The organism is Paenibacillus sp. SER-28 (assembly GCF_052906305.1).
Genome location: NZ_JBRECM010000005.1, coordinates 80,001 through 95,424 on the forward strand (window position 1 = coordinate 80,001; position 15,424 = coordinate 95,424).

Below are 15,424 nucleotides of genomic sequence, written 5' to 3' on the forward strand. Positions count from 1 at the left end.
TCTTTCTTCATATTCAGGAGGACTGTGCCGGGGTATCATCCAAGTCGTGCATATCGGTCAGACCATGCGTGGTCTTCTCCCAATAGAACGGCTTGGTAATGAGCTGCCAAGCGGCTTTCACCGCAGCTATACTCATAAGTACCCAATATAACGGCGAGAGTAGCCCGTATTTGACCATCGCGTATGAAAATGTTCGTTCACCGCGCTCTTCCAGTTCCCCGATGACCCAATACATTCCGGCCACATTACTGAATACGAACAGAAAGTTACCGATATAAAACTCCGCGCTGGCCAGGTAATACACATAACCCGGGAATAGCTTGGGAATAAAGGACAACTCCCAGCCAAACCATAAAATAAGCAACCCCCAAAAAATCGGATTCAGCAACGGCAACATCGGAGTTGCCAGAATCATCACCTGAAAGCCGAAAAAGCCTTTCCAGCCCACTTCGCGCACCAGCTTAACCGGATTGCGCATATGAACCAGCCATGTCTGCATATACCCCTTGATCCAGCGTGACCGCTGACGAATCCAGTTGCCCACGCGGCTGTTAGCTTCCTCCCATGTGCGGGAATCGACAATAGCAGTTTTGTAGCCGCCTTTATACAGACGTATGCCCAGATCGGCATCTTCGGTTACATTGTAGGGGTCCCACGCATTAATATCTTTTAATACAGATACCCGAAAATGATTGGATGTGCCGCCTAACGGAATTGGGGTATCTAACTGCATAATACCCGGCAGCAGTAACTCGAACCACATACTGTATTCTTGAGTGAACCAGCGGGTCAGCAGATTTTGTGTACTATTAAAATAGTTGAGCTTCGCCTGAATACACGCATAATGCTCAGGGAGTGAATCGAACGCTGCAATGACCTTTTTAAGCTGATCAGCGTCGGGACGATCCTCAGCATCGTAAATCACGACAAACTCGCCACGTGCCCGAATAAGTCCGTAATTACATGCCTTCGGCTTGGTTTTCGGCAAACCGTCTGGAACGACTAGTGTCGTGTAATAGGCCGGTAGCTTCATTTCCCGAAGTAGCTCAATCGTCTCTATGTCGTCCTCTTCAATCAGCAGCCGCACATCCAGCTTGGACTTTGGATAATCCAGTTGCTCCAAATTCCGCAATAACATCGGAAGCACGCCCGCTTCCTTATACATAGGTACAAGAATGGTATAGATCGGCAGTTTCTTTTCATCCATGGCGTCAACCTCTTCCTTCGTAAAACGAAGCTGCGCCCCACGCCGGGAACCGAGATAAATGATGCCAAATTTAAATAGCGTCATGGCAAAATAAAACAGCTGAATCATCATATTGATGATCAACACCGTTTTCCAACTGTTCCAGAGGAGACCGAGCAGTGTAATCATACCCATGGCCGCGAACACCCAGAGCTGTCCCTTTGTAAAGGTCGTCCGTGCTGAATTGTGTGGTTCTTTTTCCAATAGCCCGGTCGTGCTCTCCTGCATCATTTCTTCACCGTAGATTTTACCCCAGAGCTGCTCCATCTCTTCCTTCGTAGCAAGCACCTGCTCTACCGGCATACCCAAAATTTCTTCCAGCTTCAAGCGTCGCTCTTCTGGCAGTGGATCACTGACCGCCACAATATAACGGTTCATATATTGATGGATGACGACCACGCCGTAAGCCATTGCCACTTGCTCGGGTAGTTTGTACGCCGCATCCAGTGCGAGTTCCTCACCAATACGCCCGATTCGGTTCTGTGTAGCAATCGCGCGGTACAGATCGGCAGGTTCCAGCATTTGCAATGACAGCAAGATGTCTCCCAGTAGTCCGCCGCTCTTCGCCTGGAACTCCAGTGCGCGCTCCAGTTGTTCCGGTAATATATAGCCGGAACGAACCAGCATATCGCCTAGGCGCTCCTTGGACTCGTCGCCGCCAACCTGTTCCTGTAGCTGCTCGGCTGTAATGAAGCCCATTTCTACAAGAATATCGCCCAGCCTGCCACCGTAACGCTTCTGGTTGCGGATGGCATCTGTCAGCTGATCACGGGTGATCATCCCGTTCTCCACCAGTTGATCCCCCAGACGGGCCTTGCCGTTTCGTCCGCTCTGCATTCCTCTTACTGCCTCTTCGCCTTCCGTACCAGAGATACTGGAAGCAACGCCCATAGCGGTTCCTGCCGCTACCTGTTCCTGCCCAGATGCATATTGGACTTGAGCCTCCTGCACCTGTCCATCCTGTAACCCTTCATCCAGCAATTGTTCCACAGCTGCTGCTGTATCATTGGCGTTCTGTATCGCCTGGATACGTAGTTCTGTATCCTGAAGTCGCCGTTCCAACTCTTCGATATGAAAATCAAGCTTGTACAGCACCGGGGCCTGCTCTGACCGCTGAGCCTCTAGCTGTTGTTGCAGTTGTTCGATTCGCTGACGCTCTTCTTTTATTCTTCTCTTGGTTTGGCGAATTGAAACTCCTCCAACCTGCCACCTAAGCTTGTCACCCATGAATTCCCGCCCTTTCAATCCAGCGCCGCTCTTCCGCAAGCGCATCCGCAAGCAGCTGCTTTAACTCCGCATCCCGCTGCTTTTTCCGTTCCAGCGCCGCGTGGAAAAGTTCCCGCTCCTCACGCAGTAACTCCTCCGCTTGCACCCGTTCCTCATGCAATGAAGATATCAGTTGATCGGCTTCAGAAGCGCGATAACCGATCCAAGCGCTCTTTAACTGACGCGCCGTCCTTTTAGTTCTCATAATACCTCCCTGGATCATCCCGACTCTGCCTTCAGCTACGTCGCTACTTTAGAGCTTTTACTTACCGTTCTCCTAAAAAACCAGGACATACCTATGTTCTCATTCAAGCCCTTCATTTACACATTTATGAAATTCGCCTGATCAAAAGAGCCCCTAGTAACTTGACATTTACTTATTGAATATAGTTCTTGTCCTATTGAATTGGTAATTCGATGAAAAACTTAGTGCTATTCTACCATAATCATCATAGGTGTAGTATACAAAAATGTAAATTCTAGAAACTTTCACACCAGTGTATTAATAGGTATTTGGAACTATGAATTAATGCCCCAAAAAACACAAAAGACACCGCGAACGGTGCCTTTGAAACTTAGATTGCTAATTCCTTAAAATTTGATTTTACACAGCATCCCGCTGCTATGCAAGAGAATAATATCTTTCTTTACTGATTAATTTTTCGGCTTGTGCCCTTCAAACCATGTTGATGTATTCGCCAGGAGCTGTTCACTGCGCCCAATAGCTGCCTGTACCTGCCCGGTAGCGGTTCCACCATATACATTCCGTGCATTCACTACCGCTTCTGGTTGAAGTACCTCATAGATACATTCGTCAAACAGATCCGAAAACTGCTGGAATTCGTCCAGTGTCAGATCAAGCAAGTATTTTCCATGCTGGATGCAATACAGTACGGTTTTGCCAATGACCTCATGCGCCTGACGGAATGGAAGCCCTTTGCCGACCAGGAAGTCCGCAATATCCGTTGCGTTGGAAAAATCCTGATTGACCGCTTGACGCATACGATCCTTGTTCACCTTCATCGTGGCGATCATCGGTGCGAACAGTTGCAAGGCTCCTTCCAGCGTGGCAACGGTATCGAACATCCCTTCCTTGTCCTCCTGCATATCCTTGTTGTATGCCAGCGGCAAGGATTTCAATACAGTCAACAAGCCGACGAGGTTTCCATAGACACGTCCGGTTTTACCACGTACCAGCTCCGGTACGTCCGGGTTTTTCTTCTGTGGCATAATGCTGCTGCCTGTGCAAAAAGCATCATCCAGCTCGACAAAACCAAACTCCGTGCTGCTCCATAGCACCAATTCTTCGCTCAGACGAGACAAATGCGTCATAATCAGCGAGGCGCCAGCCAGGAACTCTACGATAAAATCTCGGTCGCTGACGGCATCAAGGCTATTTTCATATACACCATCAAATCCCAGCTGCTCGGCTACAAAGTGACGGTCGATCGGAAAAGTGGTCCCGGCCAAAGCGCCAGCACCGAGCGGCAACACGTTAATCCGCTTATAGCTGTCTTTGAGTCGGTCAATATCACGCTCCAGCATAGACACATACGCCAGCAGATGATGTGCAAATAAAATAGGCTGCGCACGCTGCAAGTGTGTATATCCAGGTACAATCGTGTTCAGATTATCCTTTGCCTGGCCGATTAATGCAGCTTGTACGTCATGCAGCATACCCACCAGCGATACCACACGTCCTCGCAAATACAAGTGCATATCCGTTGCTACCTGATCGTTACGACTGCGCCCAGTGTGCAACTTACCTCCGACCGGACCAATGGCCTCGATTAAATTTTTTTCGATATTCATGTGAATATCCTCATCCGAAACGGAAAATTCAATTTCCCCACGGCGGATACGCTCCAGGACCGTGTGCAGTCCTTCCTTGATCGTGTCTGCATCCTCCTGCGGAATAATTCCGCATTTCCCCAGCATGGCCACATGAGCCAAACTGCCTTGAATATCTTCTTCCGCCAATGCCTGATCAAACCCGATAGAAGCCGTATATTCCTCTACCAGCTTATTCGTTTGCTTCGTAAAGCGTCCGCCCCATAGCTTACTCATTGCATGATCCCCTCTCTGCAATACAAGCCGCCCTCGTCGTTTGGACAAGAACGGCCCGCATTCCGTACATTTTTTTAGGTTACATTATTATTTATGATTTTGTGTTACGCCCGCGTTGACCTTCAAACGCAGAGCATTCAAGCGGATAAAGCCTGTTGCATCGCCTTGATCGTAGGCTTGTGTCGGGTCGGCTTCCATGGTTGCAATGTCCGGGTTGTACAAGCTAACCGGGCTCTTAACGCCTGCACCGATAACGTTGCCTTTGTACAGCTTCACGCGCACGGTACCACTGACATTTTTCTGACTCTCATGAACCAGGGCCTGCAAAGCGACACGTTCCGGTGCGAACCAGAAACCGTTATAAACCAAGGTAGCATAACGGGTAATCAGACTATCACGCAAATTCATAACCTCGCGATCCATCGTGATGGATTCCATTTTGCGGTGAGCTGTGAACAGGATCGTACCGCCCGGCGTCTCATAGACTCCCCGACTTTTCATGCCGACAAAACGGTTCTCTACCATATCCACACGTCCGATACCATGCTTGCCGCCGAGCTCATTCAGTTTTTCCATCACTTGCAATGGACTTAGCTGTTCTCCGTTCAAAGCGACACAGTTACCTGCTTCAAATTCCAACTCCAAATATTCTGCTTCATCAGGAGCGTCCTCAGGCGCGTTGCTGAGCAAGAACATTCCTTTATTTTCAGGAGCACTTGGATCAAACCAAGGGTCCTCCAGCACGCCGCTTTCATAGCTGATGTGCAGCAGATTACGGTCCATGGAGTATGGCTTGGCTGCAGAAGCAGTTACCGGAATGTCGTGTTTTTCCGCATAGGCAATCATTTCTGCACGGCCCGGGAACTGATTGCGGAACTCTTCCAGCCGCCAAGGTGCGATCACCTTGATATCCGGCGTCAACGCCGCCGCGTTCAGCTCGAAGCGTACCTGATCGTTACCTTTGCCTGTTGCCCCGTGAGCAATGGCTGTTGCTCCCTCGGCAATCGCAATATCGACCATCCGCTTAGCGATCAATGGACGTGCAATACTCGTTCCGAGCAAATATTGTCCTTCATATAAAGCACCCGCCTGAAACATCGGATAGATAAAATCCTTGGCGAATTCATCACGCAGATCATCAATGTACACTTTGGAAGCCCCTGTAGCGAGTGCTTTTTCCTCCAAACCGTCCAGCTCTTCCTTTTGACCGATATCTGCGGTGAATGCGATGATTTCAGCATCATAAGTTTCTTTGAGCCATTTCAGAATGACCGACGTATCCAGACCGCCGGAATATGCGAGTACGATTTTTTCTTTTGCCATTGTTGAAGTCCTCCCCGAATGCTTCTAGCCTTTATCTTCTTTACCTATCAATACCTATCAAATTTATGCCATTAAAGCAACTAACAGTGCTTTTTGCGCATGCAGACGATTCTCTGCTTCATCAAAGATGACCGAATTCGGACCATCGATTACGCCTGCGCTTACTTCTTCCCCACGATGCGCAGGCAGACAGTGCAGGAATAAATAATCCGGCTTCGCCAGCTTGACTAGCTCCTCATTCACCTGGAAGTCGGCAAAAGCAAGCTCCCGCTCCTTCTGCTCTTCCTCAAACCCCATGCTCGCCCACACATCTGTGTAGATCGCATCCGCATCTTGCACTGCTTCCTGCGAACTCTGGGTTATAACGATCTCACTCCCTGTCTGTTTGGCAATTTCACGGGAAGCTGCGACCACACTCGGGTCCGGCTCGTATCCAACTGGGCTTGCAATGGACACATGCACTCCAAGCTTTGCTCCCCCAATTAAGAGGGAATGAGCCATATTGTTACCGTCTCCGATGTAAGCCAATTTGAGCCCTTTTAGCTTACCCTTTTGCTCATACAAGGTTTGATAATCGGCTAGTACTTGGCATGGATGCGCCAAATCACTCAATCCATTAATCACAGGAACGGACGCATAACGTGCCAACTCTACCACATTATCGTGTCCAAAGGTACGAATCATAATGCCATCCAGATAACGTGACATGACTTGAGCCATGTCGCTAATCGGTTCGCCGCGTCCCAGTTGAATGTCATTTTTGCTGAGGAAAAGGGCATGCCCGCCCAATTGATACATACCGACTTCGAAAGATACCCGTGTACGTGTAGAGGATTTTTCGAAAATCAGTCCGAGCGTTTTCCCCTTTAGCGGCTGATAAGTTTCCCCGTTTTTATGCTTACGCTTAATTTCAATGGCGAGATCAATTAAATACTGGATTTCCTCTGGCGAGTAGTCGTCCAGCTCTAGGAAGTCCCGTCCTTTCAAATTCATCTGCTGCAGTGCGCCGCTCTGGCTCATGCTATCGTCTCCTTTTACACTCTAGTCTAGGAAGGATGATTTGGCCTTTACACTAAGCCACATGCTCCCGAATCAATTCAGCAATCAAGGTTACAGCCTGATCTATTTCGTCTTTCGTTACATACAAGTTAGGCAACAGACGAATCACGTTTGGTCCTGCTGTAATGAACAGAATGCCCTTCTTCTGTCCTGCCAAAACAAGCTCCGCTACCGGTTCCGCACACTCAATACCAACCATCAGACCTTTTCCACGGATATCCTTTACAAAAGGACTATCTCCAAGCTGCTTTTGCAGACTATGGAAAAGGTAATCTCCCATCTCAGCTGCACGTTCTGGTAGCTTGTCATCAATAATCGTTTCAATAGTAGCTTGAACCGCTGCCATAGCAAGTGGCGTACCTCCAAAGGTAGAACCATGACTGCCCGCTGTGAACGCTTCACGCAAATATCCTTTGCCTAGCATCGCACCCACAGAGAAACCACTGCCCAGTCCTTTCGCCAAAGTAAAGATATCCGGCTCTATACCATAATGCTCAAAGGAAAACAGTTTGCCCGTCCGTCCCATACCTGTTTGTACCTCGTCAATGATCAGCAGCAAACCATGCTCGCGGCACAGCTTTGTAATCACAGCTACGAAAGCAGGGTCTACCGGATACATGCCACCTTCGGCCTGCACCATTTCCAGCATAATTGCCGCCGTGTGCTCACTAATGGCTGCTTCAAGCGCCGTCTGATCATGAAGCGGAACACTTTTGAACCCGGCAGGAAGCGGTAAAAATCCCTCTTTAACTTTGTCCTGACCCGTAGCGGTCAAGGTTGCCAGCGTCCGTCCGTGAAAGGATTGCGTGAACGTAATGATTTCGTAGCGACCGGTCTGCTTTACCTTCTGGTGGTAACGACGCGCCAGCTTAATTGCAGCTTCGTTCGCTTCGGCCCCGCTGTTGCAGAAAAACACGGCATCTGCGCTGCTATTTGCTGTCAGTAAGGCAGCAGCCCGTTCTTGCCCTGGAATATGAAACAGATTGGATACATGCCACAATTCATCGATCTGTTTTTTCAATCGTTCAGCTACTGCTTGAGGCGCATGGCCAAGATTGGTAACGGCAATGCCTGACATGAAATCCAGATAACGCTTGCCCTGATCGTCCCACAGCCAGCTTCCTTGTCCTTTTACGAGTGTAAGCGGGTATCTTGCGTAGGTTGGAAAAAGGGAGCTTTCTGTCTGCACTTTTGCCGACACCTTTTCCGTTTGCACTCCGCTTCCATCCGTGCTTGGCATTTCCTCGCTCACCAGCGTATTCGGTTCCTTACTCATTATGTTCACGCTCCTTTATCGTTTGGTTATATAGGTCGAGCTATATATTGCAATTACTGCATACGCACGATGCGTGTTCCAATCGATTCTCCACCCAGCACACGGCTAAGTACCTGCGGTTCGCTACCGTTCACAATGACGACTTCCTTCACTTTGCCGTGGATACAGGCAATAGCCGCTCTCACTTTCGGGATCATACCACCATATATTTCACCTGTGCTGATCATATCCTCAATCTCCTGTACGGTGATAGAATCCAGCACTTTCTTTTCTCCGCCATACTTCTTCAATATACCTGGTACATCTGTAACGACGATCATCCGACTGACCCCCAGATGAGAGGCTACCGCACCCGCCGCTGTATCCGCATTAATGTTGTAACGCTGACCAGATCGATCAATCCCGATGGGTGCAATAACAGGCATATAGTCCATATCCAGTACACCTGTAATAATCGAGGCTTGAACGGACGTTACCTCTCCGACCCAACCGACCTCAGCGGCATTCGACACAGGCTTGGCTTCGATTAAATAGCCATCACTGCCTGACAACCCCAACGCTCGGCCCCCATGCATCCCTATTCTACGTACAATCTGCTTGTTAATGCTGCCTGCCAGTACCATTTCCACGACATCCAGCACAGGTTCGGTCGTTTTGCGTAATCCATGAATAAACTCTGTTTCGATCCCCAGCTTCGCCAAGTTATCGGAAATCGCAGGGCCACCGCCATGTACAATGACAGGTTGAAGACCTTCCGACTGCAAACGCGCCAAATCTTCAAAAAAGGAATCAGGTAACGCAGCCAGCGTACTTCCTCCGCATTTCATCACAAAATTACGACGTGCCACTCCCGCATGATTCGCTTGATCCGCGTGTTCCACTGCCGATTGCATATCATCTCTCCTTTTCTTCTCTGCATATCCGTGCAATTTTCAAATGATACTGGACTTCCATCCGCCCGTTGCTTCTATTATCTACTATCCTTATTCAATCCGTATTATTCTGGTCTCTATGTCCGATAAGCAGCGTTAATCCGCACATAATCATAGGTTAGGTCACAGCCCCATGCTGTAGCGGTTCCGTTCCCGTGATGCAAATCAACAATAATTTGCACCGTATCTCCCCTCAAATAGGCTAGCGCCTCTTCTTCGTCAAAAGCGACCGGACTCGATTGGCTTAGCACAACAATATCACCCAAGCGAATATCTACCGTATCTGGATTAACGGGCTCTCCAGCACGCCCTACGGCCGCAATAATCCGTCCCCAATTCGCATCTGCTCCGAAGACGGCTGACTTGACCAGACTGGACCCAACCACCGTCTTGGCTATCGCTTGAGCGGACGCATCGCTTACTGCTCCGCTTACAGACACCTCTACCAGCTTCGTAGCACCCTCTCCATCGCGAGCAATTGCCTTCGCCAGCTCTCGGCAGATATAGGTGAACGCCTCGGCAAAAGCGTCCCAATCGGGATGCCCAACGTGCAGCTCACGATTGCCAGCCAGTCCGCTCGCCATGGCGATTAGCATATCGTTCGTGCTCGTATCCCCATCCACCGTAATCATATTAAAGCTGGTATCCGTTGCCTGCTTTAATAGTTGATGAAGCGCCGTCTGTCCGATCGCTGCATCACAGGTCATAAAAGCGAGCATTGTTGCCATATTCGGATGTATCATGCCCGAGCCCTTGGCCACCCCGGCGATGTGTACGGTCACACCGTCCACTTCAACCGCCACACACGCTTCCTTTTTAACTAAATCCGTTGTCAGAATGGCTTGCGTAAACTGCTCTGCTCCATCGTTTGCCCCGTTCATACGGTCAGGTAAGGAGGATATACCGCCAAGTACACAATCCATTTTCAAATGCTCGCCGATCACGCCCGTCGAGGCGACGGCTACATTGCTCTCAGCAACACCCAGTTCATGAGCCGCAGCCGAACGCATAGCGTAGGCATCCTGCTCTCCTTGTTGTCCCGTGCAGGCATTGGCGTTCCCGCTGTTCACCACTACTGCCTGCAATCGGCCATCTGCCAAGCTCTCGCGGGTCACCTTCAGCGGTGCAGCCTGAAACACATTGGTGGTGTACACCGCAGCAGCTGTCGCTTCTACCTCGCAACGAATCGCGCCCATATCGTTGCGGTACGAATTTTTCAGTCCGCAGTGTAATCCTCCGGCTGTAAAGCCACGCGGAGTTACGATGTTGCCTCCGTTTACTACTGTAAACTCTACTTTGCCCATAATTATGTGCCCTCGTTCGCAACATATTCGATGAATGACAGCTGCCTGTATTCGAAATTCCGCTCGCTGACGTTTCCGTATCCAATGTTGCGGTTACTTGCTACTTACGGATATACCGGTATGAAGCCCAGCCCGAGGTTCTCCTCCCATCCCATCATCAAATTTAAATTCTGAATCGCCTGTCCAGCGGCACCCTTCACAACATTATCAATGACGGAAATAATCGTAAGGCGCCCGGTTCGAGCATCTGCTGCAAAACCGATGTCGCAGTAATTCGAACCCAATACTTCCTTCGTTGCTGGCCATATACCTTCGCCGCGTACACGGACAAAAGGATGCCCTTTATAATAATCCCGGTATAACCCGATAAGATCCTGATCTGTATGGTCACCCTTCAGCGTGACATAAATTGTACTCATAATTCCTCGGGTCATGGGAACAAGTTGTGTCGTAAACGTAATCGTTACGTCCTCGCCCGCAATATCACCCAGTACCTGTTCGATCTCAGGGATGTGCTGGTGCTTATTCACCTTATAAGCCTTAAAATTCTCATTCATTTCCGCATAATGCGAAACGAGGCTTGTGCCCCTACCTGAGCCGGATACCCCGGATTTGGCATCTACAATCAGCGACCGATGGTCAATCCAATCCGCTTTCAGCGCAGGAATAATGCCCAGCAATGTTGCGGTCGGATAACAGCCTGGATTAGAAATAAAAGAAACGCCCGCCAGCTTTTCTGCATACACCTCACTGAGTCCGTATACTGCTTGCTTGAGATACTCGGGTGAAGCCGCAGGCTTTTTATACCATGCTTCATACGTTTCTCCGCTTCGAAGCCTGAAGTCCCCGGAAAGGTCAATGACCTTCAGTCCGGCATTAAGAAGCTGCGGCACTAACTTAGTACTAACGCCCGATGGCGTAGCAGTGAAAACCAGATCGGCCTTGGCAGCAATTTCGTGGACTTCGACACCGTCCAAATCCTGCACCACAATGTCCGTCAGATGTGGAAACCCGTCACTGATTGGGACACCCGCGCTGGATGAAGAAATAACAGATACAATCTCTACTTGCGGATGATGAACCAAAAAACGAATCAGCTCCACCCCGCCATACCCGGTGGAACCGACAATTGCCACTTTTAACTTGCTGCTCACAGACCTTCCTCCATTCCGTTCCTATGAAATATGTATTATTATACGACTCTATTCATATAAATACAACACCTCATGTCATGTTATTCCTCCAAATTTAAAATATGCGCTCTTACCTATTCTTTTGACGGGCAGGCAGTACAGGCTATAATAAAGGAAATAAAAAATAGACAGAGGGCCTCTTGAATACAGTCTGCCGTTTTGCATAAAGAAAAGGGGGATATTCCCTTTAAATTATTTCACATATTGGTATTCATCTCGATTGGTCATTTGCTGCACTATATGAGCTTGTTGAACATGAAGGGAGTACACGCAGCACTACACACAAGAGCAAATCACATGGGCTGCATCTAGTGAATCTGCGCAGAGGAGCCGCTGAAGCGGATAATTAGGGTCGAAAATAAACCAAAACGTTAGGAGTGCTACACATCGAAACATATACAGCGAATATCGTTATAGATGCAAAAGCAAAGTTAGGCGAGGGTCCCAGCTGGGATCAGCGGTTTCAGCGTTTATTTTGGGTCGATATTGAAGGCTTTCAATTGCATATCTATGATCCTTCTACGTGCACAGATCGTACAATAGATGTTGGTGAACATATTGGTGCAGTTGTACCTTATCTCAAAAATAAAGTGATCGTAGCGCTGATTAGCGGTCTATATTGTTTGGATATTGAGACAGGGGCCAAAGTATTGATCCATGATCCTGAGGAAGGTAGACTAGGTAATCGTTTTAATGATGGAAAATGCGATCCTGCAGGGCGTTTTTTAGCAGGAACAATGAGCCTAAATGACGAACACGCGCAAGGGGCATTGTATAGTTTGAGCACAAAAGGCCATGTCTCCTTACTGGTTGATAAAGCCTCCATATCTAATGGATTAGCCTGGAGCGCAGATCATCGTACAATGTATTTCATTGATACTCCAACATTGGAGGTCGTCTCCTTCGATTACGATGTGGCACAAGGCACGATTAGGAATAAGCAACTGGTGGCTAGATTGGATGAAAGTGAAGGGTATCCAGATGGCATGACAATCGATGCAGAGGGCATGTTGTGGATCGCGAGATGGGGCGGTAAACGGGTCTCCCGTATCCATCCTGCTCATGGAGAAGTGATTGCTGAGGTGTCACTCCCCGTCAATTGTGTGACTTCGTGCACTTTTGGCGGTGAACATCTGGATGAGTTATATATTACGACTGCTCAAGATGATAATAGTGCCGATCAACCCTTAGCAGGCGGTCTATTCATGGTAAAAACAGGCGTAAAAGGGACGGCAACCTCGTATTTCAATCAAGGACAAACGGCAAATTGGCTTGAACGATTAGTAAAAAGAATCTAGTAAAGCCATTCTGAAGAGAGAAGAGCCCACTAATGTAGTGGGCTCTCCTGCATGGATTCAGTTAAGAGCATGCCTCCAGAAGGCCCTCTTGGTTTCAGCTTTCCTTCTTAAACCCTTCACCCAATACCTCACGAGTATTACTAATAATCACAAAGGCTTCTGGGTCTACCAAGCGGACGAGCGTTTTAAGGCGAGTTACCTCGTTTTGTCCGACTACAACCATAAGCACAGGACGTTCTTCGTTCGTGTAACCGCCCCGTCCCGCCAGCTCTGTCAATCCCCGGTCCAAATCCTGCAAAATAGCCTGCGTGATCGTTTCTTTCTGATTGGATATGATGTAAGCCACTTTGGAGTAGCTCAGTCCCATTTCCACGGCATCAATGACCTTGCCCGTTACAAACAAGCCGATCAACGCATACAGCGCCCGTTCCGGCGAGAGGGCGAAACCAGCCAGTGTAATCACCGTGCCATCCATCAACATGACACAGAGAGAAAGACTAAAACCCGTATACTTTTGAATAATCTGCGCCAAAATAGCCAGTCCACCCGTCGAGCCCCTACCCCGAAACACGGTACCCAAACCCAGCCCTACTCCGATTCCACCATATAGCGAAGCCAGCAACGGATTTGTTGTCGGTACTGCCCAGTCCTTCGTCACATAAACGAATAGCGGGAGCATAATACTTCCCAGCAGAGAACGTAAACCGTATTTTTTCCCTAACAGCAGGACCCCTGCTATAAATAACGGAATATTCATTCCCCACTGCGTATAGGCGGGTTCCAGGCCAAACAGGTCCTCGCCCAAGATTGACAAGCCCGATACACCCCCGGATGCAATCCGGTTTGGGAGCAAGAACATGTTAAAGGTCAACGCTGTAATGAAAGAGCCGAGTATAATCAGCAAAATATCGGTCACGTTGCGTGCGGGTCCGCTGGCGGCAATCAGAGGCTTGCGTCGTCTTCGGCGGGCAGCGGGAGGATTCAATTGAAACATCATTCGTGTTCTCCTTTAGTTAAAAAATACCGTTACACAAAAATTCCTACAGTCCGCAGGCACATGGTCTGCGGACTGTAGGAAAACGTACAGGCTATTATTCTGCGTCCAGCTTAATTTGGCTGCGCAGGTAACCATCGATGAACGGATCGAGATCGCCATCCATGACAGCTCCTACGTTGCCAGTCTCCACGCTAGTACGGTGATCCTTAACCATGCTGTATGGATGGAACACGTAGGAGCGAATTTGGCTGCCCCATGCAATATCGGACTGTTCTCCGCGGATTTCGTCCAAATGCTGACGCTGCTCTTCGATCTTACGCTCATAGAGCTTGGAACGGAGCATCGTCATAGCACGCTCTCGGTTCTTGATCTGGGAACGTTCATTTTGACAGGTCACGACAATACCGGAAGGTAAATGCGTAATCCGAACGGCTGAATCGGTCGTATTAATATGCTGACCGCCCGCACCACTGGCCCGGTACGTATCAATTTTAAGATCTTCCGTGCGGATCTCAACATCCACATCATCCGCAATTTCCGGCACCACATCACAGGATACGAACGATGTATGACGACGGCCGGAGGAATCAAATGGAGAGATACGAACCAGCCGATGCACGCCTTTCTCCGCTTTCAGATAACCGTACGCATTATAACCTTTGATCAATAGGGTTACGCTCTTAATCCCTGCTTCATCACCCGCTAGATAATCCAGGGTCTCTACCTTAAAGCCCCGTTTTTCAGCCCAGCGTGTATACATCCGTAGCAACATTTGCCCCCAGTCTTGGGACTCCGTTCCGCCTGCTCCCGGATGCAGCTCCAGAATGGCATTAAGTTTGTCATACGGCTGATTCAAAAGCAATTGCAATTCAAACTCCTGAAGCTTGCTCAGCAGAGAAGTGACACTGTTCTCGATCTCTCCAGCCAGTGTTTCATCGCCTTCCTCATCAGCCAGCTCAGCCATCATACCAGCGTCTTCATATTCCTGACGAAGCTGTTCATAGCTGTCTACTGATGACTTAACAGCGTTCATTTCTGCAATTACACCTTGAGCCTTATCATTATCATCCCAAAAGTCAGGTGCAGCCATCTTTACTTCAAAGTTTGCGATCATTTCCTGTTTGAGATCTAAGTCAAAGAGACCCCCTAAGGTTTGTTAGTTTCTTGCCTATTTCTCGCAAATCATGCTTTACACTTGGATCAATCATGATGTCATTCTCCTTTTAATATATGGTTAGGGGGATGGAGCGTTGTGAGTTACGGCTGGTGGGTAGGCGCTGCGCGAATGATTTGATCTTACGAACGCTGACGCTTCTCCAGATTCAAATCCTCCGCTTCGCTACCAACCGCCGTAAAGTCAAACGACTTATAGATAATCGGCTCAGGTATGTGAGCCGAGTCAAGAGCTGAATTAACTGACAAGCAAGCTAAGATCCTCTTGCTTGTCATAATTGTTTTCAAAA

Annotated in this window: 13 protein-coding genes; 1 reads left to right on the forward strand and 12 read right to left on the reverse strand. The window is 48.8% G+C overall.

What is annotated here, in order from left to right:
- Positions 1-13 precede the first annotated feature (13 nt).
- From ACUYLD_RS14520 to argC, 9 genes are all read right to left on the reverse strand, one after another.
- Complete coding sequence (locus ACUYLD_RS14520; RefSeq protein ID WP_446675360.1) at positions 14-2,473, reverse strand: glycosyltransferase family 2 protein; 2,460 nt, start codon at positions 2,471-2,473, stop codon at positions 14-16.
- The gene (locus tag ACUYLD_RS14525) at positions 2,466-2,717 is read right to left on the reverse strand and encodes a hypothetical protein (RefSeq protein WP_069292030.1); all 252 of its coding nucleotides are present in this window, start codon (positions 2,715-2,717) and stop codon (positions 2,466-2,468) included. Before ACUYLD_RS14525 ends, ACUYLD_RS14520 begins: the two co-directional genes overlap by 8 nt.
- A gap of 449 nt (positions 2,718-3,166) precedes the next feature.
- The gene (gene argH, locus ACUYLD_RS14530) at positions 3,167-4,579 is read right to left on the reverse strand and encodes an argininosuccinate lyase (protein WP_254350480.1); all 1,413 of its coding nucleotides are present in this window, start codon (positions 4,577-4,579) and stop codon (positions 3,167-3,169) included.
- A gap of 87 nt (positions 4,580-4,666) precedes the next feature.
- A complete protein-coding gene (locus ACUYLD_RS14535) occupies positions 4,667-5,902 on the reverse strand; it encodes an argininosuccinate synthase (RefSeq protein WP_061829944.1) in 1,236 nt (411 codons plus the stop codon).
- Positions 5,903-5,965: 63 nt separating this feature from the next.
- The gene (gene argF / locus ACUYLD_RS14540) at positions 5,966-6,922 is read right to left on the reverse strand and encodes an ornithine carbamoyltransferase (protein WP_446675361.1); all 957 of its coding nucleotides are present in this window, start codon (positions 6,920-6,922) and stop codon (positions 5,966-5,968) included.
- A 52-nt stretch (positions 6,923-6,974) separates the two neighbouring features.
- Positions 6,975-8,237, reverse strand: coding sequence for an acetylornithine transaminase (locus ACUYLD_RS14545; RefSeq protein ID WP_446675362.1), 1,263 nt, complete (start codon positions 8,235-8,237; stop codon positions 6,975-6,977).
- A 53-nt stretch (positions 8,238-8,290) separates the two neighbouring features.
- Positions 8,291-9,130 (reverse strand): acetylglutamate kinase, encoded by an 840-nt coding sequence (argB, locus tag ACUYLD_RS14550; RefSeq protein WP_061829941.1) that lies wholly within the window; start codon positions 9,128-9,130, stop codon positions 8,291-8,293.
- Positions 9,131-9,246: 116 nt separating this feature from the next.
- Entirely contained in the window at positions 9,247-10,473 is a 1,227-nt protein-coding gene (gene argJ, locus ACUYLD_RS14555; protein WP_446675363.1) for a bifunctional glutamate N-acetyltransferase/amino-acid acetyltransferase ArgJ, read from the reverse strand.
- Between the two features lie 104 nt (positions 10,474-10,577).
- Positions 10,578-11,627: an N-acetyl-gamma-glutamyl-phosphate reductase gene (gene argC, locus ACUYLD_RS14560; RefSeq protein WP_250260287.1), complete on the reverse strand. Its 1,050-nt coding sequence runs from the start codon at positions 11,625-11,627 to the stop codon at positions 10,578-10,580.
- Positions 11,628-12,043: 416 nt separating this feature from the next.
- Here argC and ACUYLD_RS14565 point away from each other — a divergent pair, with 416 nt between their 5' ends.
- A complete protein-coding gene (locus ACUYLD_RS14565) occupies positions 12,044-12,964 on the forward strand; it encodes an SMP-30/gluconolactonase/LRE family protein (RefSeq protein WP_446675364.1) in 921 nt (306 codons plus the stop codon).
- A gap of 94 nt (positions 12,965-13,058) precedes the next feature.
- Here ACUYLD_RS14565 and ACUYLD_RS14570 read toward each other — a convergent pair whose 3' ends face one another.
- The 3 genes from ACUYLD_RS14570 to ACUYLD_RS14580 all read right to left on the reverse strand — a co-directional run bounded on the left by ACUYLD_RS14570 (position 13,059) and on the right by ACUYLD_RS14580 (position 15,383).
- Entirely contained in the window at positions 13,059-13,958 is a 900-nt protein-coding gene (locus ACUYLD_RS14570) for a YitT family protein (RefSeq protein WP_235308283.1), read from the reverse strand.
- A gap of 97 nt (positions 13,959-14,055) precedes the next feature.
- A protein-coding gene (prfB, locus tag ACUYLD_RS14575) for a peptide chain release factor 2 (protein WP_103047450.1) occupies positions 14,056-15,169 on the reverse strand; the annotation gives its coding sequence in 2 pieces (ribosomal slippage) (positions 14,056-15,096 and positions 15,098-15,169; 1,113 coding nt in all).
- Between the two features lie 88 nt (positions 15,170-15,257).
- Positions 15,258-15,383: a hypothetical protein gene (locus tag ACUYLD_RS14580; protein WP_322251485.1), complete on the reverse strand. Its 126-nt coding sequence runs from the start codon at positions 15,381-15,383 to the stop codon at positions 15,258-15,260.
- Positions 15,384-15,424: the final 41 nt, after the last annotated feature.

Bases quoted from the DNA above. Each gene is read 5' to 3' on its own strand.
- argJ (WP_446675363.1), bottom strand. From the start codon at position 10,473: ATGGGCAAAGTAGAGTTTACAGTAGTAAACGGAGGCAACATCGTAACT.
- argF (WP_446675361.1), bottom strand. From the start codon at position 6,922: ATGAGCCAGAGCGGCGCACTGCAGCAGATGAATTTGAAAGGACGGGAC.
- ACUYLD_RS14525 (WP_069292030.1), bottom strand. From the start codon at position 2,717: ATGAGAACTAAAAGGACGGCGCGTCAGTTAAAGAGCGCTTGGATCGGT.
- argB (WP_061829941.1), bottom strand. From the start codon at position 9,130: ATGCAATCGGCAGTGGAACACGCGGATCAAGCGAATCATGCGGGAGTG.
- ACUYLD_RS14520 (WP_446675360.1), bottom strand. From the start codon at position 2,473: ATGGGTGACAAGCTTAGGTGGCAGGTTGGAGGAGTTTCAATTCGCCAA.
- ACUYLD_RS14570 (WP_235308283.1), bottom strand. From the start codon at position 13,958: ATGTTTCAATTGAATCCTCCCGCTGCCCGCCGAAGACGACGCAAGCCT.
- ACUYLD_RS14545 (WP_446675362.1), bottom strand. From the start codon at position 8,237: ATGAGTAAGGAACCGAATACGCTGGTGAGCGAGGAAATGCCAAGCACG.
- ACUYLD_RS14535 (WP_061829944.1), bottom strand. From the start codon at position 5,902: ATGGCAAAAGAAAAAATCGTACTCGCATATTCCGGCGGTCTGGATACG.
- argH (WP_254350480.1), bottom strand. From the start codon at position 4,579: ATGAGTAAGCTATGGGGCGGACGCTTTACGAAGCAAACGAATAAGCTG.